General features: G+C 71.8%; 16 protein-coding genes. 5 read left to right on the plus strand and 11 right to left on the minus strand.

The features are described from left to right. Positions 1 to 2 precede the first annotated feature (2 nt). Positions 3 to 146, minus strand: coding sequence for a hypothetical protein (locus KUA19_RS24540; protein WP_217399426.1), 144 nt, complete (start codon positions 144 to 146; stop codon positions 3 to 5). A 259-nt stretch (positions 147 to 405) separates the two neighbouring features. Here KUA19_RS24540 and KUA19_RS24545 point away from each other — a divergent pair, with 259 nt between their 5' ends. The 3 genes from KUA19_RS24545 to KUA19_RS24555 all read left to right on the plus strand — a co-directional run bounded on the left by KUA19_RS24545 (position 406) and on the right by KUA19_RS24555 (position 3,775). Then, complete coding sequence (locus KUA19_RS24545) at positions 406 to 2,244, plus strand: acyl-CoA dehydrogenase (RefSeq protein ID WP_217399428.1); 1,839 nt, start codon at positions 406 to 408, stop codon at positions 2,242 to 2,244. A gap of 151 nt (positions 2,245 to 2,395) precedes the next feature. After that, complete coding sequence (locus KUA19_RS24550) at positions 2,396 to 2,908, plus strand: SixA phosphatase family protein (protein WP_372451845.1); 513 nt, start codon at positions 2,396 to 2,398, stop codon at positions 2,906 to 2,908. Positions 2,909 to 2,986: 78 nt separating this feature from the next. Next, positions 2,987 to 3,775, plus strand: coding sequence for a right-handed parallel beta-helix repeat-containing protein (locus KUA19_RS24555; protein ID WP_217399432.1), 789 nt, complete (start codon positions 2,987 to 2,989; stop codon positions 3,773 to 3,775). A 153-nt stretch (positions 3,776 to 3,928) separates the two neighbouring features. Here the strand turns inward: KUA19_RS24555 and trhA are convergent, their stop codons facing one another. Further along, complete coding sequence (gene trhA / locus KUA19_RS24560; RefSeq protein WP_254550046.1) at positions 3,929 to 4,612, minus strand: PAQR family membrane homeostasis protein TrhA; 684 nt, start codon at positions 4,610 to 4,612, stop codon at positions 3,929 to 3,931. A gap of 104 nt (positions 4,613 to 4,716) precedes the next feature. Between trhA and KUA19_RS24565 the strand changes: the two genes are divergently transcribed. Both KUA19_RS24565 and KUA19_RS24570 read left to right on the plus strand, forming a co-directional pair. Further along, positions 4,717 to 5,523: a pentapeptide repeat-containing protein gene (locus tag KUA19_RS24565; RefSeq protein WP_308167618.1), complete on the plus strand. Its 807-nt coding sequence runs from the start codon at positions 4,717 to 4,719 to the stop codon at positions 5,521 to 5,523. 40 nt (positions 5,524 to 5,563) lie between these two features. Further along, positions 5,564 to 6,298, plus strand: coding sequence for a LamB/YcsF family protein (locus KUA19_RS24570; protein WP_217399434.1), 735 nt, complete (start codon positions 5,564 to 5,566; stop codon positions 6,296 to 6,298). 121 nt (positions 6,299 to 6,419) lie between these two features. Here the strand turns inward: KUA19_RS24570 and KUA19_RS24575 are convergent, their stop codons facing one another. The 9 genes from KUA19_RS24575 to KUA19_RS24615 all read right to left on the minus strand — a co-directional run bounded on the left by KUA19_RS24575 (position 6,420) and on the right by KUA19_RS24615 (position 18,925). Beyond that, positions 6,420 to 8,240: an NHL domain-containing thioredoxin family protein gene (locus tag KUA19_RS24575; protein ID WP_217399436.1), complete on the minus strand. Its 1,821-nt coding sequence runs from the start codon at positions 8,238 to 8,240 to the stop codon at positions 6,420 to 6,422. Positions 8,241 to 8,394: 154 nt separating this feature from the next. After that, positions 8,395 to 9,681 (minus strand): MFS transporter, encoded by a 1,287-nt coding sequence (locus tag KUA19_RS24580; RefSeq protein ID WP_217399438.1) that lies wholly within the window; start codon positions 9,679 to 9,681, stop codon positions 8,395 to 8,397. A gap of 101 nt (positions 9,682 to 9,782) precedes the next feature. Then, positions 9,783 to 12,203: a hypothetical protein gene (locus KUA19_RS24585; protein ID WP_217399440.1), complete on the minus strand. Its 2,421-nt coding sequence runs from the start codon at positions 12,201 to 12,203 to the stop codon at positions 9,783 to 9,785. Between the two features lie 261 nt (positions 12,204 to 12,464). Next, positions 12,465 to 12,602 (minus strand): hypothetical protein, encoded by a 138-nt coding sequence (locus tag KUA19_RS24590; RefSeq protein WP_217399443.1) that lies wholly within the window; start codon positions 12,600 to 12,602, stop codon positions 12,465 to 12,467. A gap of 139 nt (positions 12,603 to 12,741) precedes the next feature. Next, positions 12,742 to 14,349 carry an ABC transporter permease gene (locus KUA19_RS24595; RefSeq protein WP_217399445.1) on the minus strand — a complete coding sequence of 536 codons (1,608 nt, stop codon included), beginning with the start codon at positions 14,347 to 14,349 and terminating at the stop codon, positions 12,742 to 12,744. Further along, on the minus strand, positions 14,340 to 15,095 hold the full coding sequence (locus KUA19_RS24600; protein ID WP_217399447.1) for an ABC transporter ATP-binding protein: 756 nt from the start codon (positions 15,093 to 15,095) through the stop codon (positions 14,340 to 14,342). The genes KUA19_RS24595 and KUA19_RS24600 overlap by 10 nt, the downstream gene beginning before the upstream one ends. A gap of 69 nt (positions 15,096 to 15,164) precedes the next feature. Next, the gene (locus KUA19_RS24605; protein ID WP_217399449.1) at positions 15,165 to 17,012 is read right to left on the minus strand and encodes a DUF4153 domain-containing protein; all 1,848 of its coding nucleotides are present in this window, start codon (positions 17,010 to 17,012) and stop codon (positions 15,165 to 15,167) included. A gap of 93 nt (positions 17,013 to 17,105) precedes the next feature. Continuing rightward, entirely contained in the window at positions 17,106 to 18,251 is a 1,146-nt protein-coding gene (locus tag KUA19_RS24610; protein ID WP_217399451.1) for a HAMP domain-containing sensor histidine kinase, read from the minus strand. Next, entirely contained in the window at positions 18,248 to 18,925 is a 678-nt protein-coding gene (locus KUA19_RS24615) for a response regulator transcription factor (RefSeq protein ID WP_217399453.1), read from the minus strand. The genes KUA19_RS24610 and KUA19_RS24615 overlap by 4 nt, the downstream gene beginning before the upstream one ends. Positions 18,926 to 19,025: the final 100 nt, after the last annotated feature.

The raw sequence follows: 19,025 nt of genomic DNA on the forward strand, positions 1-19,025 counted from the left end.
GGTCAGGCCGCGGTGGTCGTACGCGACCGCCGCAGCGAGACCGAGAGCTGGGGCAGCGAGAACGGCTGGCCGACCATGCGGTGGCGGCCGACGTAACGCACCGGGTAGCGCGGCTCGAACAGCAGCTTGTGCAGCTTCTCGATCATGATTGACTCCCCTGGTCCGGCGGGCGGGGGCGCCCGCGTCACCCGGATGAACGACCTCACCCGCTTTCGGTGACGCCGTACGGCGTGGCGGCTTGCTTATGCCCGTTTTGACACTCTATGTGCGTCACTCGCCCGGCCGACCCGCCCAGAAATTCACGCAGATGTGACGAGGGAAGCGCACGATTCGGGTTGTCGATAGTTACCGACGAGTAATAGAGTCGCCTTACTGGTCGGTAACGAATGCGCTGAGGGCGGGAAAATGAGCCACTACCAGAGCAACCTGCGGGATCTTGAGTTCAACCTGTTCGAGGTGTTCAAGACGCCGTTCGGTGAAGGACCGTTCGCGGAGGTCGATACCGACACCGCGCGCAGCGTGCTGAGCGAGATCGACCGCATGGCGCGCGTCGACCTGGCCGCCAGCTACGCCGACGCCGACCGCAACCCGCCGGTGTACGACCCGGCCACGTTCACCGTGAAGATGCCGGAGAGCTTCAAGCGCTCGTTCAAGACCTGGATGGACGCGGAGTTCTGGCGCCTGGACATGCCCGGCGACCTCGGTGGCAGCAACGCCCCGCGTACCTTGACCTGGGCCTTCGCCGAGCTGGTGCTGGGCTCCAACGCGCCGGTGTGGATGTTCGGCTCCGGACCGTCCTTCGCGCACGTGCTGTTCGTCGAGGGAACCGAGGAGCAGAAGGAGTGGGCCAAGCTCTTCGTCGAGAAGAAGTGGGGCTCGACCATGGTGCTGACCGAGCCCGACGCGGGCTCCGACGTCGGCGCCGGGCGCACCAAGGCGGTCAAGCAGGAGGACGGCTCCTGGCACATCGAGGGCGTGAAGCGCTTCATCACCTCGGGTGAGCACGACATGTCCGACAACATCATCCACTACGTGCTGGCGCGGCCCGAGGGCCACGCGGTCGGCACCAAGGGCCTGTCGCTGTTCGTGGTGCCGAAGTTCCACTTCGACCCGCAGACCGGCGAGCTGGGTGACCGCAACGGCGTCTTCGTCACCAACGTCGAGCACAAGATGGGCATCAAGGTCTCCACCACCTGCGAGACCACCTTCGGCGGGCATGGCGTCCCGGCCAAGGGCTGGCTGGTCGGCGAGGTGCACGAGGGCATCCGGCAGATGTTCCTCATCATCGAGAACGCCCGCATGATGGTCGGCACCAAGGCGATCGCGACCCTGTCGACCGGTTACCTGAACGCGCTGTCCTACGCCAAGGAGCGGGTGCAGGGCGCCGACCTGCTGCAGATGACGGACAAGACCGCCCCGCGCGTCACCATCACGCACCACCCGGACGTCCGACGCTCGCTGCTGCTGCAGAAGTCGTACGCCGAGGGCCTGCGCGCGCTGGTCGCCTACACCGCGTACTGGCAGGACCGGGTGAAGATCGCCGAGTTCGCCGGGGACGAGAAGGCGGCCGGGCGCGCCGCCAAGATCAACGATTTCCTGCTGCCGCTGGTCAAGGGCTGCGGCTCCGAGCGCGCATTCGAGATCCTGGGCAACGAGTCGCTGCAGACCTACGGCGGCTCCGGCTTCCTGCAGGACTACCCGCTGGAGCAGTACGTCCGCGACTCGAAGATCGACTCTCTGTACGAGGGCACCACCGCGATCCAGAGCCTCGACCTGGTCTTCCGCAAGATCGTGCGGGACAACGGCCGCTCGCTGATGGCCGTCGCCGGTGAGATCCAGGAGTTCCTGAGCAACGAGACCGGCAACGGTCAGCTCAAGGAGGAGCGCGCCGCCCTGGCCACCGCGCTCGGCGACGTGCAGGCGATGCTCGGCACGTTCACCGGCTGGCTGGCCGAGTCGCAGAGCGACGACCCGCGCTCGCTGTACAAGGTCGGCCTGCACTCCCGCCGCCTGCTGCTCGCCATCGGCGACCTGGTCGTCGGCTGGCTGCTGCTGCGCCGCGCCGACGTGGCCCTCAAGGCGCTGTCGGCCGAGCCGAACACCACTGACGCCACCTTCTACACCGGCGTCGTGGCCACCGCGCGGTTCTTCTCCCGCGAGGTGCTGCCGCGGCTCGGCTCCGACCGCCGCATCGTGGAGCTGGCCACGCTCGACGCCATGGACCTGGACGAAGCCGCCTTCTGACCCGTGCACCCATCCCGCAGAGCGCGGGCGGCGCCTCGAGCGCCGTCCGCGCTTCCCTCGTTCAGGGGTCCTGCGGCCCGATGGCGTCCGGGATCGCGGTGGTTGGGATGCGCGCGGTCGCCGCTTACGGCAAGCTGAGCACATGGCCCCGTTGTCTGGCGCCGTCGAGCGCCCGCGCACTCTGGTGCTTTTGCGCCATGCCAAGGCCGACCGGCCCGTCGGGATCCCCGACGCGGACCGGCCGTTGACCGACCGGGGGCACGCCGACGCGGCCGCCGCCGGAGCCTGGTTGGTCAGCCAGGAGTACGTACCAGACCTGGTCCTCTGCTCCCCGTCTCGGCGAACCCGGCAGACCTGGCACTCCGTCGCCGTCGCGCTGTCGGGGGCGGGCTCGCCCACGGTCCACTACGAGCGACCGATCTACGAGGGTTCGGCCGACGACCTGCTCGACGTGATCCGCGCCGCCGACCCCGCGTGCCGGACCGTGTTGCTGATCGGCCACAACCCTTCGATCTCACAGCTGTCGGCACAGCTCGACGCGGGTGGGGGCGAGGGCGACTCCGACGGCCTGCGCACCTGCGGTCTGGCCGTGCACGTGGTCGAGTCCGACTGGGCCACCCTGGACGCCGCGAAGCTGGCCACCGCGCACACCGCCCGCGCCTGACAGAGGCCTTGCGCCGGTGGCCGATGATGGTCGACGTCGACCCATCCGGCCTCGGGGGAGCCTTTGCGTACGGATTCGATGTGCCTGCTGCTCAGCCTGCTCCTGTCGGTTCCCGCCGGCGGGGAGGCCAGGCCCGACCCGGGTGAACCCGCGCCGGTCTTCGTCGACAACACCGTCGCGTCGGGCTGCTCGGATGCGGGCACCGGCACCCAGGCCACGCCGTACTGCACGATCCGCGCGGCGCTGGCTGTGGCCCGGCCGGGCCTGACCATTCGCGTCAGGGGCCGTTTCGCGGAGCACGTGACCATCGACCGCTCCGGCGCCCCGGGCCAGCCCATCACCCTGCGGGGTGTCGCCGGTCCGGATGGGGCGACACCGCGCCTTGCCGGCCCGAACGCGGGGCTGACGATCTCCGGTGTGCACGACGTCGAGGTCGACGATCTGCAGGTGGATATGCCGGCCACCGGTTCGGCCGGCCTCGACCTGCACGACAGCATCCGTCTGACGATGCGGCGGATACGTGTGGCGCAGCAGCCGCAGACCGGCTACCCCGAACTCGGCGCCGCTGCCGTCTTCCTGCGCGCCGTGACGGACTCGGAACTGCTCGAGTTGTCCGTGCGGGTTCACACCAAATCCATGATTGTGATGGTGGGACAGACCTCCCGGACGCACGTGACCACCTTCTCGCGGAAATCCGCCGGAGGACTGGGCGGCAGCCTCATGATCGTCGGGGATGACAACACGGTGACGGGAGTGGCCGCCGGGGTGGCCGGCCTGCCCAATTCCACGCAGCCGTGTGCCGACCTGCGGGCGACCGCACGGCAGGACCTCATCCTGCAGCTGCTCCGCGGCGACTGCCTGCTCTGACCGAATCACCGCGCCAGGTGCCACCGGCGGGCTGCAGTTTCGGGGAAACTGCAGCTTAATCGGCCAAGATTCGCGCACTTTCCCCGAAACTGTGGCGATCTTGCCGTGGCGGGTGGCGGGTGGCGGGTGGCGGGTGGCGGGTGGCGGGTGGCGTCAGGCAAAGAGGGCGAAGTAGATGGCGATGTGGTGGCAGATCGCGGCCACCAGCGTGCAGGCGTGGAAGAACTCGTGGTGCCCGAACACCTCCGGCCACGGGTTGGGTCGCCGCAGCGCGTAGAAGACCGCCCCGACGCTGTACGCGGCGCCGCCGACCAGCAGCAGGACCAGGGCGGTGACGCCGCCACGGTGCAGGATGTCAGGCAGCACGGCGACCGCGACCCAGCCCAGGGCCAGGTAGAGCGGGGCGGAGACCCAGCGCGGGGCGTGCGGCCAGATCAGCGACAGCACCGCGCCGCCGAGCGCGCCGCCCCAGACCAGCGCCAGCAGCAGCACCGCCTTGCCGCGGTCGAGCAGCAGCACGCAGAACGGCGTGTACGTCCCAGCGATGAAGATGAAGATCATGGCGTGGTCGAGGCGGCGCATCGTCTGGTAGCCGCGTTCGCTCCATACCCGGCGGTGGTAGAGCCCGCTGATGCCGAACAGCCCGCACACGGTCAGGCTGTAGATCGCGACGCTGGTCACCGGCCCGGTGCCGGGCCGGAAGGCGGCGATGGTCACCAGGACGACGCCGCAGACCAGGGCGACGAAGAAGGCGTACGCGTGGAGCCAGCCGCGCATACGCGGCTTGCCGAGGTCGACGGGGCGCAGACGTGGGGCGCGTGCGGCGGTGCCGGTCATGGTCCTAGGTTACGGCGTCGTAGGTTACTTATCAGTAGGTAAAGGCGTGAAGTCGATGACACCTAGACTTGACGCGCTGCCTAACCGGGCGAGAGGAGATCAGGGTGGAGCGGGCGGACCTGCGCGCCGACTGTGCGAACTGCTTCGGCCTGTGCTGCGTGGCCCTGCCGTTCACCGCCTCGTCCGACTTCGCGCTCACCAAGGACGCCGGACAGCCCTGTGCCAACCTGCGCCCGGACTTCCGCTGCGGCATCCACGCGCGGCTGCGCGACAGCGGCTTCACCGGCTGCACCGTGTACGACTGCTTTGGCGCGGGGCAGAAGACCTCCCAGGTCACCTTCGGCGGCCGCAGCTGGCGCGACGACCCGGCCACCGCCACCGCGATGTACGCCGCCTTCCCCGTCCAGCGACAACTGCACGAGCTGCTGTGGTATCTCGCCGACGCGCAGAACCTGGTCACCGAAGAGCCGCTGCGTACCGAGCTCGCCCGTGCCAACGCCGAGACGGAACAGCTCACCGAACAGGACGCGGAGACGCTGCTGGCCCTCGACGTCGCCGCGCACCGGGCGAAGGTCAACGCGCTCCTGGTCCGGGCCGGGGAACTGGCTCGCTCCGCCGTACGCCCGAAGCCGAAGGACCGCCGCGGCGCCGACCTGGTCGGCGCCCGTCTGCGCAACGCCGACCTGCGCGGGGTGAACCTGCGCGGCGCCTACCTCATCGGCGCCGACCTGCGCGGTGCCGACCTGCGCCGGGCCGAGCTGATCGGGGCGGACCTGCGCGGCGCCGACCTGCGCGGCGCCGACCTCAGCGAGGCCGTCTACCTCACCCAGTTCCAAGTCAACGCCGCCCGTGGCGACCGGTCCACCCGGCTGCCCGCCACGCTCAGCCGCCCGCCGCACTGGGCGAATTGAAACAACAGCCGGGCGCGGCCAAGCACTACTGTGACCTTCCATGGATCTCAACGCTGATCTCGGGGAAGGCTTCGGCCGCTGGCAGCTCGGCGACGATGAAGCTCTGCTCGATGTCGTGACCAGCGCGAACGTCGCATGTGGCTTCCACGCCGGGGACGCCGAGACGATGCGGCGCAGCTGCGCGTACGCCGCCCGGCGCGACGTCGCCGTCGGCGCCCAGGTCGGCTATCGCGACCTCGCCGGATTCGGGCGCCGGTTCATCGAGTACGACCTGAACCAGCTGCGCGACGAGCTCATCTACCAGGTCGGCGCCCTGCAGGCGCTGGCCGCCGTCGAAGGCGCCCGGGTCCGCTACCTCAAACCGCACGGTGCGCTCTACCACGCCGTCGCGCACGTCGACGCGATCGTCGAGGCTGCTCAGGCCACCGGTCTGCCGGTGCTCTGCGCCCCGGCCTCGCCGTTGGCGACCGCCGCCGGCGATGCCGTCGTCCCGACCTACGCCGAAGGCTTCGCCGACCGGGCATACCGGGCTGACGGGACGTTGCTGCCGCGGGGCAAGGCCGGGGCGGTCATCACCGACCAGGAGGAGGTGGTGGCCCGCGCGCTGCTGATGGTGGTCGACCAGCGGGTGATCGCACTCGACGGGACGGTGCTGCCGCACGCGGTCGACTCGATCTGCCTGCACGGGGATACGCCAGGCGCGGTGGTGCTGGCGCGGGCCGTCCGGGCGGCTCTCGAAAACGCCGAGGTCCCGCTGACGCCGTTCATCCGCTGACACCGGCCCGGTCCGCGCCGGACCGGATTCCGATTTGACGTGACGGTGACCTATCCGGAGAACATTCTGGATAGGCCACCGTCGGTGCTGCGTGCGGCGGCGGGTCGCCCCTCGGTGAGCGCTAGTCGGCGTCGAGGCCGCGCAGGATCAGGGGGAGGCGGGTGGTGCCCTCGGCGTCGATGACGATCGGGACGCCCCAGTCCTGGCGAGTCAGGTGGCACGCGGCGTGCTCGGCGTCGGCGTCGCACGTGGCCGCCTGTGCGACCACCTGCAGCACACCCCGTGTGACGGCCGGGTTCAGCACCAGGCGTCTGCTCAGGTCTGTGGTGACCCCACCGCCGTCGAGGAGCAACTCGGCCGGAGAGGCGGACACCTCCAGCCGGGTCGGGTCGCCGAAGCTGTTGTCGAGCTTCTGGCCGGGCGCGGGCGTGAAGATCACGTCGAGGGTGACCTCGCCCGGCGCCAACAGCGCCGGTGGGCGCTCGACCTTGTGGCGGCCGCCGTCGACGTACGCGGTGAGGGTCTGCGCGAGTCCGATCAGTCGGTGCGCGGCGGACTCGACCACGAGCACGTTCCCGTCAGCGGTCGCCACGACGTCGCTGGGCTCGGCCAGGTTCCGTTCGACGGTCGACACCACGCCGTCGGCATACCGGCGCACCGCGCCGTTGTAGGTGTCGGCGATGAGCACCGAACCGTCCGCGAGCGCGCACACGCCGAGCGGGTGCTGCAGCAGCGCCTCGTCGGCGGAGCCGTCGACGTGGCCGAAGTCGAACAAGCCCTGGCCGACCGCCGTGTGCAGCACGCCGTCCTCGATCCAGCGCAGCGCGCTGGTCTCCGAGTCGGCCAGCCACAGCTTGCGGCCGTCGGGCGAGACGGACAGCCCGGAGGGCTGGGCCAGCCAAACGTCGGGCAGCGGGCCGTCGCGGAGAGCTTCGACGGTGGTGCCCGCGTACACCCCGACGGTGCGCTTGACCGGGTCGAACCACCACAGGGTATGGGTGCCCGCCATCGCGACGATCACCTTGCCGTCGTAGTAGGCGACGTCCCAGGGCGAGGAGAGGTCGGTGGCGCGGGCGTCGTGGGCGTGGTCGTCCACGCTGGACCGCCACTGCCGTCCCGTGCCCGCGACCGTGGTGACGCTCCAGTCGGCGAGCTTCACGCCACGCAGCAGGTGGTTGACCGTGTCGGCGACGACGATGTCGTACCCGACGAGCTCGGCGACGGATTCGGGCAGCGTGCACATGCCCTGCGGCTCGGAGAACGCGGCCCGCTCGGCGGTGCCGTCGGCCCGGCCGCGGCTGCCGGTGCCGATGCGCTGGGTGACCTGCGTCAGGTCGGCGTCGAGCACGGCCAGGCTGTGCCGGGCGGAGTCCGACACGAGCACCCGGCCGTCGGGCAACGGCAACGCCTTGCCGGGGAAGCGGAGCAGGGTGTCGGCAGGCGGTGGTGGCACGAACGGCCCGTCGCCGCGGTGCAGGGTGCCCTTGGCCTCGTGTTCGGCGATGAGCTGGTCGAGCAGCCGGACCAGGCCCTCGGCGTGTCCCTCCCCGGCCATCGACGCGACCACGTAACCCTCGGGGTCGACCACGGCCAGGGTCGGCCACGCCTTGGCGGCGTAGTGCTGCCAGGTGATCAGCTCGGGGTCGTCGAGCACCGGGTGGTCCACGCCGTACCGCTCGACGGCGGCGGCGAGGGCCTGCGGGTCGCGCTCGTGCTCGAACTTGGGCGAGTGCACCCCGATGACGACGAGCACGTCCGCGTACCTCTGCTCCAGCGGGCGCAGCTCGTCGAGCACGTGCAGGCAGTTGATACAGCAGAAGGTCCAGAAATCGAGAAGTACGATTTTTCCGCGTATGTCCTTGAGGGTGAGCTCTCGGCCACCCGTGTTGAGCCAGCCCCGTCCGCGCAGCTCAGGTGCGCGTACCCGCGAGATCGTAGCCATGTGCGCAAGCCTAGCCAGCCCGGTCCAAACCCCTCCCGCCGACGCCACCCCGCGTCTTGGCCCTACGCGGGCAGGCCGGGGGTGGCAGTTTCGGGGAAACCGCTGGAATGGACGTGTGGATAGGCGCACTTTCCCCGAAACTGCGGCCTCGGCCTCAGGCGGGAGTGGGGGCGGGGGTGAGCGGCGCGGCGGGGGTGAGGAGGCCGTCCTGTTCGGGAGTGATGAGGTTGCGGAGGGAGTAGGCGACCACGGACGCGGCCAGGCAGCCACCCGCGACCAGCACGATCCATACGCCACCCAGCCCCGCCGCCAGCAGTGGACCGGCACTGACCGGTGCGATCACCGCCGAGATGCCCCACACCATCGCCGACAGCGCGTTGTACCGCCCGCGCAGTTCGTCGCTGGCCAGCTCGTTGACCAGGGCCGGGTTGATCGGTGACAGCAGCGTCTCGCCGAACGCGAAGATCCCGCCGAACGCGATCACGCCGATGGCGCTGATCACCGTGTTGCGGCCGTCGACATACCCGGCGACGCCGAGTACCAGCCAGGCGGCGGCGAAGACGACGCCGACCGTCATCAGCGCGCGAGTGCGGCTCCGGCCCTGCAGCAGCCGGATGACCAGTAACTGGGCCAGCACGATCACGATGGTATTGCAGGTGAAGGAGTATCCGACGATGCGCGTGCTGGCCCCGGCGACCTTGGTCGCGAACCCGGTGAAGCCCACCTCCAGCTGCGCGTACCCGGAGACGGTCAGCAGCACACTGAAGATCATGAGACGGCGGAACGGGCGGTGCCGCAGCACCTCGGCGTACCCTCTGCGCTCTTTTGGTCCGGCGGCCGTGGGTTCGTCGCCGACCAAGCGCCGCCCGACCTGAGGCATGGTCAGCAAGATCACGAACGGGCCCGCGTAGCAGAGCATGTCGGCGAGGTAGATGAACTGGAACGTGCCCGGCCGGGTGACGTCGACGACGGTCCCGGCCAGCGCCGAGCCGATGCCGATGCCGAGGTTGAGCAGCGCGAACTGCAGACCGAAGACCCGCTGGCGTTCGTGCTCGCCGGTCAGCGTGGTCATGATGGTGTTCTGACCGGCCCAGATGGCCGCGCCGCCCAGGCCGCAGACGGTGAGCGAGGCGAACGCCTGCCAGATGTCGCCCACCAGGGCCAGCGAACCGGAGCCGATCGAGGAGATCGCCAGCGCGGGCAGCACCACGCGGCGGGCGCCGTACCGGTCGATCAGGGTGCCGCCCAGCGGCGACAGCAACAGGGTGAGCAGGCCGAACCAGCCGATGGCCAGACCCACGCTGGAGCCGGGCAGGTGCCGTACCTCGGTCAGGTAGATGTAGAGGAACGGCAGCGTCAGCCCTCGGCCGAGCGAGGAGAAGAGGGTGCCGACGAGCTGGCGTCGGGCCTCGCGGCGGGCGGGCAGGGCATCGCGCAACATGGGGCCAGTCTCGCTGGCCAGGGTGACGTTGCGCGACCGAAAAAACGGCCCAGTGGTCATGGTCACTGGGCCGTTTCGGTGCTTACACCAAAGTTCCGTTGCTAGGGCGTGGGCTCCGTCGACGGGGCGACGGACGGCGCGGTCCCGGTGGCAGCCGCGCCGGGCGCGAGGCAGAGGACCTTGCTACCCACAGTCACGTGCGGCTGCTGCTTGTCCGGGCACTGGTCGATGCTGTCGGTCACCGACACCACCGAGAACGCACCCTCGTCACCGCACGCGGCGGCGACCGCGGCGTTGCCACTCTGCTTCAGGCAGTCGCCCACGCCGAAGGTGTCCGAGCCGTCGTCGGACATCAGCTTCTGTACGCCGATGAGCAGGCCGAACGCGACGGTCAGCAGCAGCACGCAGCCGATGATGACACCGATGATCAGGCGGCCGCTGCGTACCGGCTTCGGCTCGACCGAACCGGTCTCGTCCGGCTTGAACTTGTCGAACTTGGCCTGGTCGGTGCCGGGCGGCGGAGGCGAGTCCACCGGCGGGCGCTGTCCGGGCACCAGGCCCACCGGCGCCTGGTTGCCGGGCTGCGCCCACTGCTGCTGCGGCTTGGCCTGGGCGACGGGTGCCGCCGTCTGCACGGGTGCCGGGCCGCCAGGCCAGGACTGCGGCGGGCCGGATGGCGGCACGGACGGCGCGGCGGCCGGAGGCTGCAGCAGATCGCCGTACGCGGGCTGGCGTCCGCCGCGGGCGGGTGCGGCGGGCGTAGCCGCGGCGGCCTGCGGGGGCGGCGGCGGTGACTGCGGCGTGGTCGGCATGGGCGGCGCCTGCTCGGCGGGCTGCGCCGGGCGGGAGCCGTACACGGTGGACGAGCGGGCGATCGGCGGCGCCGCGTGCGGCTCGACCGGGGCGACCTGGGGCGCGGAGACCGAAGCCCGAGCGGTGGCACGGGCGGCACCCTGCGCGGGTACGGCAGCAGCACCGCTCGCGGCCTGCGGCGGCACCGAGGCGGCCGCGGTCGTCGGCGCGGCGGCCGCAGCCGGTGCCGGAGTCCCTTCGGCGGGCGACGTCACCGATGCCGAGCCGTAGACCCGCGGCGGCGGCTTGGGCAGCGACACGTTCTCCTCGGGCGCGATGCGGCTGCTGGCGGGCACCGCGGCACTCGCGGCGCCCACGCTGGCCGAGCCGACGCTCGCGGACCCGACACTGGCCGACCCGACGCTCGCGGAACCGACGCTTGCGGACCCGACACTGGCCCGCGCCACCGACGGGGGCGGCGTGACCGGGATGGCGGCGGCGGGCGGCGTGCTGACCGGAGTGGTCGCGGCGGGCGGGGTGCTCACCGGCGTCGAGTAAGCGGGCGGCGCGCTGGCCGGACGCGACTCGTACGCGGGCGGGGTGCTCGCGGGGCGGGCCTCGTAGGACGGCGGTGCGCTGGCCGGACGCGACTCGTACGCGGGCGGGGTGCTCGCGGGCCGGGCCTCGTAGGACGGCGGTGCGCTGGCCGGACGCGACTCGTACGCGGGCGGGGTGCTCGCGGGGCGGGCCTCGTAGGACGGCGGGGCGCTGGCGGGCCGGGACTCGTACGCGGGCTCGGGGTCCATCAACGCGGCGACCGCGGGCGGCGGGGTCCACGGGCCGTTGGGCGCGGAGGGCTTCGGGCTGTCCCCGGCCGCGAACGCGGCCCACGAGGCCGAGCCCGACGTCGGTTCCGGCGTGGCCGGTTCGGGCTGCGAGAAGTCGGAGTAGTCGGGCCACTGCTGTTCGGCGCGGGCGGGCTCGGCCGGCGGCGCGCTCCACGGGCGCTCGGCGGGCGCGGCGCTCCACTGCGGCTCGGCGGGCGCGGCGGCGGCCTGCCACTGATCGGCCGACGGCGTCTGCCACGACGGCTCCGCCGGGGCCTGCCAGGCAGGCTCTGCGGGTGCGGCGTTCCAGGCGGGCTCTGCGGGTGCGGCGTTCCAGGCGGGTTCAGCCGGGGCGGGCGTCCACTGCGGCTCCGCGGGTGCGGCGTTCCAGGCGGGTTCGGCCGCGGTCTGCCAGGACGGGGTCTCGGCGGCGGGCGTCTGCCACGGCTGCTCCGGCGCCGGGGTGTGCCACGACGGCTGCTCGGGCTGCGAGGTCTGCCACGCGGCCTCGGCCGGGGCGGGCGTCCACTGCGGCTCGGCGGGCGCGGCCTGCCAGGACGGCTCGGCGGGCTCGGCCGGAGGCGCCACGAACGGCTCGTGCGCGGCGAACGCCGAGGACATCTCGTGGCGTACGCCCGGAATCGGCACCACGGCCGGGGCGGGCACGTACGGCTGGGCTTCCTCGGCGGCCGGAGCGGGGGCGGCCGAGTCGGCCGGGAATCCGGCGAACGACGACGGGGCGGCCGAATCCGGCGGGAAGTCCGACTGGGTCTGGCTGCCGTACGGGGTGAAGACCGGGAACTCCTCGGGTGCCGGCGGCGCCTCGAACAGCCCGTATCCACCCTGCCGTTCGTTCGCGTCAGCCGGCGGCCAGCCGGACTGCTGCGATCCCTCGGACGTCATATGCGCACGCCTCCCTCTTCGATGCCACCCCTCCAGGCGACAGCGCGGGAGTTGCGCAGCGTCACGCGGCCGAGGGGTGGCGGCCGTGCCCACCGTACCGGTCCCGCCGCCCGACCGGAATACGGGTGGCCCCGCCACCGATGTGACCGGTCCCTATGGCCGATCGCCCGCCACCGGTATGGCCGGACCGGAATGCGCCGCAGCCCCGCGCGGCTCGGGGCCGGCGGGGCTGCGACGTTTTTGGAGGAGGAGAAAGTCGGGTCAGCGCATGAAGACGCTGGTGATGGGGTCGCGCATCTCACCGGCGGCGCGGCTGCGCTGCGCACGCTCGCGGTGGGCGCGCTCGAGGTGGATCTGCTCGGCGCTGCGGTTCTTCCGCATCTTGTCCATGATGCTCATGCCGACTATTACATCGCATCGTGCCCGCCAACTCCACTGATTATTCGGTGTGCTCAGACACATTCCGAAGAATCTTAAGTCAACTGCCCGACAGGGTTCATGTTGCGGACCCGTCGGTGTTCGGGCGCCGACCGTCCACTCACCGCTTCGGCGTCACCGCCGCGAGCAGTTCGGGCTGCCGCCGGTCCAGCGCGTCGCCCGCGGTGAGCGCGCCGAGCCAGGCCGCGCCGAGGCCGTACGCCAGCCCGGCGGGCAGCGCCAGCACCGAGCCGACCGAGCCGCCGAGCACCGCCAGCAGGAACACCGGGATGGCCAGCAGCGGCCCGGTGATCATGGCGGCCATCGCGAACAGACTCTTGGCCACGCCCGTGCCGGTGTTGATGGCGAAGGGGTTCTGGCTCTCCGGCAGCGAGTAGGCCCCCCACACCGACAGGTGCAGGCAGCAGGCCAGGCCCGTGCCGTACGCGGCGAGCTGTACACCGAGCACGGCGGGCAGCTCGCCCGGGTGCCCGCGCAGCACCACCGTCAGCGCGGCCACGCCGAGCAGGATCGGCATCACGAACCACGAGTACGCCACGGCTCGGGCGCGCAGCTCCAACCGCCCCGGAATGCCCGCCACCACCTGTGCCGCGTACGCGCTGCCGTCATACCCGAACTGGTTGGCGATGCCGACCGAGGCCAGCGTGCCCACCCCGACCATGGTCAGCAGCTGCATGCTCACGGGGATCTGCCCGTCGGCGGCGGCCGGGCCGAGGTTGAGCATCACCGGCAGGAAGACGCCGACCACCGCGAACGTGATCAGACCGGCCCGGCGGCGCGCGTCGCGCAGCCAGTACCGCAGCTCCCGTACCCGCATCGCGCCGTACGCGGTGCGCGGCGCCCGGCTGCGCCGAAAGAACCTGGCCGTCGGGGTGCCCGCGCGCGCCGGACCGGCGCTGCCACCGCCGTCGCCCGCCGAACCGACCATGGCCGACTCCAGCGACGTGCTCCACCACCACGCCAGCAGCACGATCACGACCACGGTCAGCGCCAGCCGCGCCGCGACCGCGTCCCAGCGGCCCGCCATCGCGTCCTGGCCCACCACGTACGGCGCGCCGAAGGGCGTCCAGCCCAGCACCCGGGCGATCGACTGCAGTCGGTCCATGCCGATGGACTGGGCGCCGGAGTTGACCGCGTACTGGATCGGGCCGATCGAGGCGGCCAGCACGGCCAGCACCACCGCGGCCAGGTCGCGGGTGCGCCGGGCGCGCAGCGCGCGGGCGAAGCCGCTGGTGACCGCGCGGCTCATCAGCACGCACAGCACCAGCCCCAGCAGCACGCCGACGGCGCCGACCACCCCGGCCACCGGGCCGCCCTCGATCGCCGCGCCGACCGCCAGCCCGGAGGTGGCCAGCAGCGTCGCCGCGGCGGGCACGCCGATGAGCGCGCCGACCAGCAGCCCGCGCAGCAGCACCAGCTTCGGGATCGGCAGCAGCGCGAACCGGGCCGGGTCCAGGGTCTCGTCGACGCCGAACCAGACCAGCGGCATCAGCAGCCAGGCCAGCGCCAGCAGCGTGCCGCCGTACGCGGGGGCCAGCGCCAGCCCCTCATGCCCGGACACCATCGCGCCCAGGAACACCAGGAACGTCAGGCCGCCGTAGAACAGGGCGCCGAGCAGGCCGAGGATGAACATGATGATCTTCGCGGGCCGCCCGCGGAATCCGTTGCGCAGCGTACGCAGCTTGAGCTTGGCGAAGGTCAGAGCCATGACAGCTCCGAACCGGTCGCGGTGCGCCCGCCGACGATCTCGACGAACGCCTCCTCGAGCGTGTGCTCGCCGCGCACCTCGTCGAGCGTGCCCACGGTGCGGATGCGGCCCGCCGCCATGATCGCCACGTGGCTGCACAGCCGCTCCACCACCTCCAGCACATGGCTGGAGAAGATGACCGTGCCACCACCGGTGACGTAGCGGGTCAGGATGTCGCGGATGGTCGCGCCGCTGACCGGGTCGACCGCCTCGAACGGCTCGTCCAGCACCAGCAGCCGGGGCGCGTGCAGCAGGGCGCAGGCCAGCGCGATCTTCTTCTTCATACCGGCCGAGTAGTCGATGACCAGGGTGCGGCCCGCGTCGGCCAGGGCCAGCACGTCCAGCAGTTCGGTGACGCGCTGGTCGATCACGTCGGGGGCCAGCCCGCGCAGCAGGCCGTGGTAGGTCAGCAGCTCGGTGCCGTCGAGTCGGTCGAACAGCCGTACGCCGTCGGGCATCACCCCGACCAGCGCCTTGGCCCGCACCGGGTCGGCCCACACGTCGTGGCCCAGCACCAGCGCCCGGCCCGCGTCGGGCCGAAGCAGGCCGACCGCCATGGACAGGGTCGTGGTCTTACCAGCACCGTTCGGCCCGAGCAGGCCGAAGAAAGAGCCCGCCGGGACGGACAGGTCGACGCCGTCCACGGCGAGCTTGGTGTCGAACTTCTTCACTAGCCCCTGAAGGGCGAAGGCGGCATCGGCTGTCACCCGACCGACTGTAGACGCCTGTCCACAGCGGCAGAGTCGTGCGCCGATGCCGCCCTCGTCGCTGTCCGGTCAGTCCCTCCCGTGTTGGTTCAGCCGTTCCGCGTCGGCACACGTCCGGGTGGTCGGGCGCGGAGTGACGTCGGCCAGCAGTTCACGGGCCTGAGCCCGGCTGAGGTTCCAGGAGTACCACTGCTCCTTGTTCTGCCGCAGCTCGCGGTCCATCCAGCTCAGCGCGCAGCTGCGGTACGGCTCGGGCAGCTTGACCAGTGCGGGGGCCGCGTCCGGGCCAAGTGCCCGCAGGTACCAGAAGTCGATCTTCTGCACCCGCTCGACGTTCTGCTCGGCGATGAAGTGCTCCGGGTTGGCCACGGCCAGGCCCAGCAGCAGCGCCGCGAACCCGGCCACCGCCGCGCGCGGGAACCACGTCGCCCGCAGCTTCCAGCCCGCGAGCGCCACCAGCACGAACACGCCACCCAGGTACAGCTCGACCGAGCCGAAGAACAGCCGTTCGCGGGTCCAGCCGTAGGTGTTCTGGTAGAGCCACATGCGCCAGGCCGCCGAACCGACGATCACCATGCTCAGCACGATCAGCAGGCCCAGCAGCGAACGCAGCAGCGTCCGGTCCGAGCTGGTCTCCTTGGGCGCCCAGCGCGACACCAGCCCGATGACGACCAGCGTCAACAGGGTCACCACGAGCAGTTGGCCGAAGCCGCGTACGGCGTACTGCGAGTAGGTCAGGCCGGTGGTCTTGCGGATGTACTCGGAGTCGCCGAAGAAGTTGCGCACCTGCAGCGCCACGAACGCGGCGAACAGCAGCACCAGGCCGCCCAGCGGCAGCGCCAGCTCGATGCGCCCGATCCGGCGGGGCGAGGTGCGCTCCATGCCGGACAGGTCCGGCGGCGCCAGCACCGTGAAGATCGCACCGGCGGTGACCAGGCCGCCGATCGTGGTGTAGATCAGCCCGCGGGCGATGGTGCGGCCGTTGAGCTCCGGCAGCAGGTCGCCGAGCAGCTTCGCGAACGAGGCGTCCGCCGAGGCGAACAGGGCGCCGAAGACCACCAGCAGCACCACGGTGACCAGCAGCGACAGGGCGATCCGGCCGAACGTGCCGCCCTTCTCCCGGGCCCGGTGCCAGTTGGCCAGGCCCCGGCCCAGCCACGGGATCGCCCGCAGCGCCGCGATCGGGACCGCGATCGACGCGAACAGCACCGCACGCACCGACCGGCCGCCCGCGACCGCGAGCGAGCCGCAGGCCACCGCGCCCAGCGCGCAGAACACGAACAGCCACTCCGCGGCGCGGAACGTGCCGACCGCCAGCAGCGCGATCGCGATCACGCCCCAGCCGACGCGGATCAGGCGCTCCGCCTTGCTGTCCGGCTTCGGGCCGAACCGGGCCGCGTGCACGACCGCACCGGCCAGCACCAGGCCGACGAGCACCCAGCCCAGACCGGGGCGGCTCAGCGGCAGCATGATCGCCGTGGCCAGGCCGCCGATCAGGGCGGCGATCCAGGCCGCCGGGCCTCCCGCGTAGTCAGGCCCCTTCCAGCGCGACTCCATGAACCCCGGCGGGGGTGGCGGCAGCGGGTTGAACCGGGTCATGTCCGCCGGGTACTGCTGCGGCGGCACCTTCGTGGCGCCGGGTTCGGACCCGGCCGGGGTGGCCGTGGTGGCGGTCGTGGTGGACTCGGCGGTCGCGGCCGCCGGGCTGTCGGGGGCGGTCCAGGCGTTCGCCTCGGCCGCCGGAGTCTCGGCTGCCGGAGTCTCGGCCGCCGGAGTCTCGGCTGCCGGAGTCTCGGCTGCCGGAGTCTCGGCTGCCGCGGCCTCCGGGACGGGGCTGTCCGCGGCCGGGGTCGCCGCCGCGGCGGGCTCTGCCGCCTCGGACGGCGGTGGGGCGCTGTCTGGGTTGGGGGTGGACATCATTGCCTCCAGGCTCGGCTGGCTTGCGCTGCGAAACGACATGCGGACGGCGGATCGACGCGGCGGGCTGCCTCGCGGCAGCGCGCCGACGGCTCACCGCTGATCGTGGGGCAGGGTGACGCGTACGCGGCAGCCGACGCCCGCCGGGGGGTCGACGATCGCGATGGTGCCGTGGTGCAGCTCGACGGCCCACCGGGCGATGGCCAGGCCGAGGCCGGTGCCACCGTCGCTGCGGGCGGTCTGGGTGGCGCGGGATCCGCGCCGATCGGAGTCGGCGGCCGAGGACATCGCCCCCGGCCGGGACACCTTGGTGGTGAAACGCTCGAAGACCCGCTCCCGGTGGGCAGGGGCGATCCCGATCCCCTGGTCGAGCACTTCGAAGACGGTCGTCGCGCCCTCGGGCCGGGCACTGACGGTGACCAGGCCCCACGGCGGGCTGTGCCGGGCGGCGTTCTCCAGCAGGTTGGCGAAGACCTGGTGCAGGCGGGCCGGGTCGGCGCTGATCGTGTGGGCGACCACGCCGTCGAGCCGGAACCTGGTCTTCGGCGAGTTCAGCCCCGCCTCCTCCACGACCGTGGCCAGGAACTCGGCGACCGGCACCGGCACCCGCTGCAGCGCCGCCGCGCCCGCGTCGACCTTCGACAGGTCCAGCAGCTCGGTGACCAGGCGGCTGAGCCGCTGCGTCTGCGCCAACGCGGTACGCAGCGTGGCCGGATCGGCGGTGCTGACCCCGTCGACCATGTTCTCCAGCACGCCCTGCAGCGCCGTGATCGGCGTACGCAGCTCGTGCGACACGTTCGCGATCAGCTCGCGTCGCTGCTGGTCGTTGGCGGCGAGGTCGGCCGCCATCAGGTTGAACGCGCGGGCCAGCGTGCCCACCTCGTCACGGCTGGTCGCCCGCACCCGGCGGCTGTAGTCGCCCCGCGCCATCGCCTTGGCGGCGGCGGTCATCTCCCGCAGCGGCTTGGTCATGCCGTGCGCCAGCACCTGCAGAGTGATCACGCCGACCATCGCCGCGGAGATCGCGGTCCGCCACGGGATGGCGTTCAACGACAGGTAGAAGACGCTGAGGCCGGTGGCACCCGAGATGCCCAGCAGGATGCCCAGCTTCAACTTGATCGATCGGAACGGGTCCAGCGGCCGGGGCAACCGGTCCAGTGCCCGGTTGGAGAACACGATCAGGGGGCCGAGCAGCCAGTACATCGGCTTGGTCAGCCAGTCGAGGATGCGCTCGATCATGGGTGCTCGGCTTCCAGCGCGTACCCGACGCCGTGCACGGTCCGGATCAGGTCCGCACCGATCTTGCGTCGCAGGGCCTTGATGTGTGAGTCGACGGTACGGGTCCCGAAGCCCTCGGCCCAGCCCCAGATCTCGGCGAGCAGCCGTTCGCGGGGCAGCACCGCCCGGTGCCGCTCGGCGAGGTACACCAGCAGGTCGTACTCGGTCGGGGTGAGGTGGGCCTCGACGCCGTCACGGCGCACCCGGCGCTCGGTGCGGTTGATCTCCAACGGGCCGAGCTTGATCGGGGCCTCGGGCGCGGTCGTCCGCTCGGCCCGACGCAGCAGCGCGTGCACCCGGGCCGCCAGCACCCGCAGCGAGAACGGCTTGGTCAGATAGTCGTCGGCGCCCACGGCCAGCCCGACCAGCAGGTCGTTCTCGTCGTCGCGAGCGGTCAGCATCAGCACCGGCACCGGCCGCTGCGCGTGGATGCGTCGACACACCTCCAGCCCGTCGAAGCCGGGCAGCATCAGGTCGAGCACGACCAGATCCGGCCGCAGCCGCGCCGCCGCCTCCACCGCGGCCGGTCCGGTGCCCGCGTGGTCGACGGCGAACCCCTCCGCCCGCAGTCGGGCGATCACCGACCCGGCGATGGTGGGGTCGTCCTCGACTACCAGGACCCGACGCTCGTTCATGTCACGGGACTGTAGCCGCCACCTGTGCAGACCCTCAGCCCCCAATGTGAAGGAGTTGTGCACGCCTCCCCACCCCCGGGGTAAGGAAGGGCACCTTGTT

The organism is Catellatospora tritici (genome assembly GCF_019083965.1).
GTDB classification, from domain to species: domain Bacteria; phylum Actinomycetota; class Actinomycetes; order Mycobacteriales; family Micromonosporaceae; genus Catellatospora; species Catellatospora tritici.

What these genes read in the sequence shown, in the direction of transcription:
- KUA19_RS24540 (WP_217399426.1), bottom strand. Translation starts at nt 146, where the DNA reads ATGATCGAGAAGCTGCACAAGCTGCTGTTCGAGCCGCGCTACCCGGTG.
- KUA19_RS24545 (WP_217399428.1), top strand. Translation starts at nt 406, where the DNA reads ATGAGCCACTACCAGAGCAACCTGCGGGATCTTGAGTTCAACCTGTTC.
- KUA19_RS24555 (WP_217399432.1), top strand. Translation starts at nt 2,987, where the DNA reads ATGTGCCTGCTGCTCAGCCTGCTCCTGTCGGTTCCCGCCGGCGGGGAG.
- trhA (WP_254550046.1), bottom strand. Translation starts at nt 4,612, where the DNA reads ATGACCGGCACCGCCGCACGCGCCCCACGTCTGCGCCCCGTCGACCTC.
- KUA19_RS24570 (WP_217399434.1), top strand. Translation starts at nt 5,564, where the DNA reads ATGGATCTCAACGCTGATCTCGGGGAAGGCTTCGGCCGCTGGCAGCTC.
- KUA19_RS24575 (WP_217399436.1), bottom strand. Translation starts at nt 8,240, where the DNA reads ATGGCTACGATCTCGCGGGTACGCGCACCTGAGCTGCGCGGACGGGGC.
- KUA19_RS24580 (WP_217399438.1), bottom strand. Translation starts at nt 9,681, where the DNA reads ATGTTGCGCGATGCCCTGCCCGCCCGCCGCGAGGCCCGACGCCAGCTC.
- KUA19_RS24585 (WP_217399440.1), bottom strand. Translation starts at nt 12,203, where the DNA reads ATGACGTCCGAGGGATCGCAGCAGTCCGGCTGGCCGCCGGCTGACGCG.
- KUA19_RS24590 (WP_217399443.1), bottom strand. Translation starts at nt 12,602, where the DNA reads ATGAGCATCATGGACAAGATGCGGAAGAACCGCAGCGCCGAGCAGATC.
- KUA19_RS24595 (WP_217399445.1), bottom strand. Translation starts at nt 14,349, where the DNA reads ATGGCTCTGACCTTCGCCAAGCTCAAGCTGCGTACGCTGCGCAACGGA.
- KUA19_RS24605 (WP_217399449.1), bottom strand. Translation starts at nt 17,012, where the DNA reads ATGTCCACCCCCAACCCAGACAGCGCCCCACCGCCGTCCGAGGCGGCA.
- KUA19_RS24610 (WP_217399451.1), bottom strand. Translation starts at nt 18,251, where the DNA reads ATGATCGAGCGCATCCTCGACTGGCTGACCAAGCCGATGTACTGGCTG.
- KUA19_RS24615 (WP_217399453.1), bottom strand. Translation starts at nt 18,925, where the DNA reads ATGAACGAGCGTCGGGTCCTGGTAGTCGAGGACGACCCCACCATCGCC.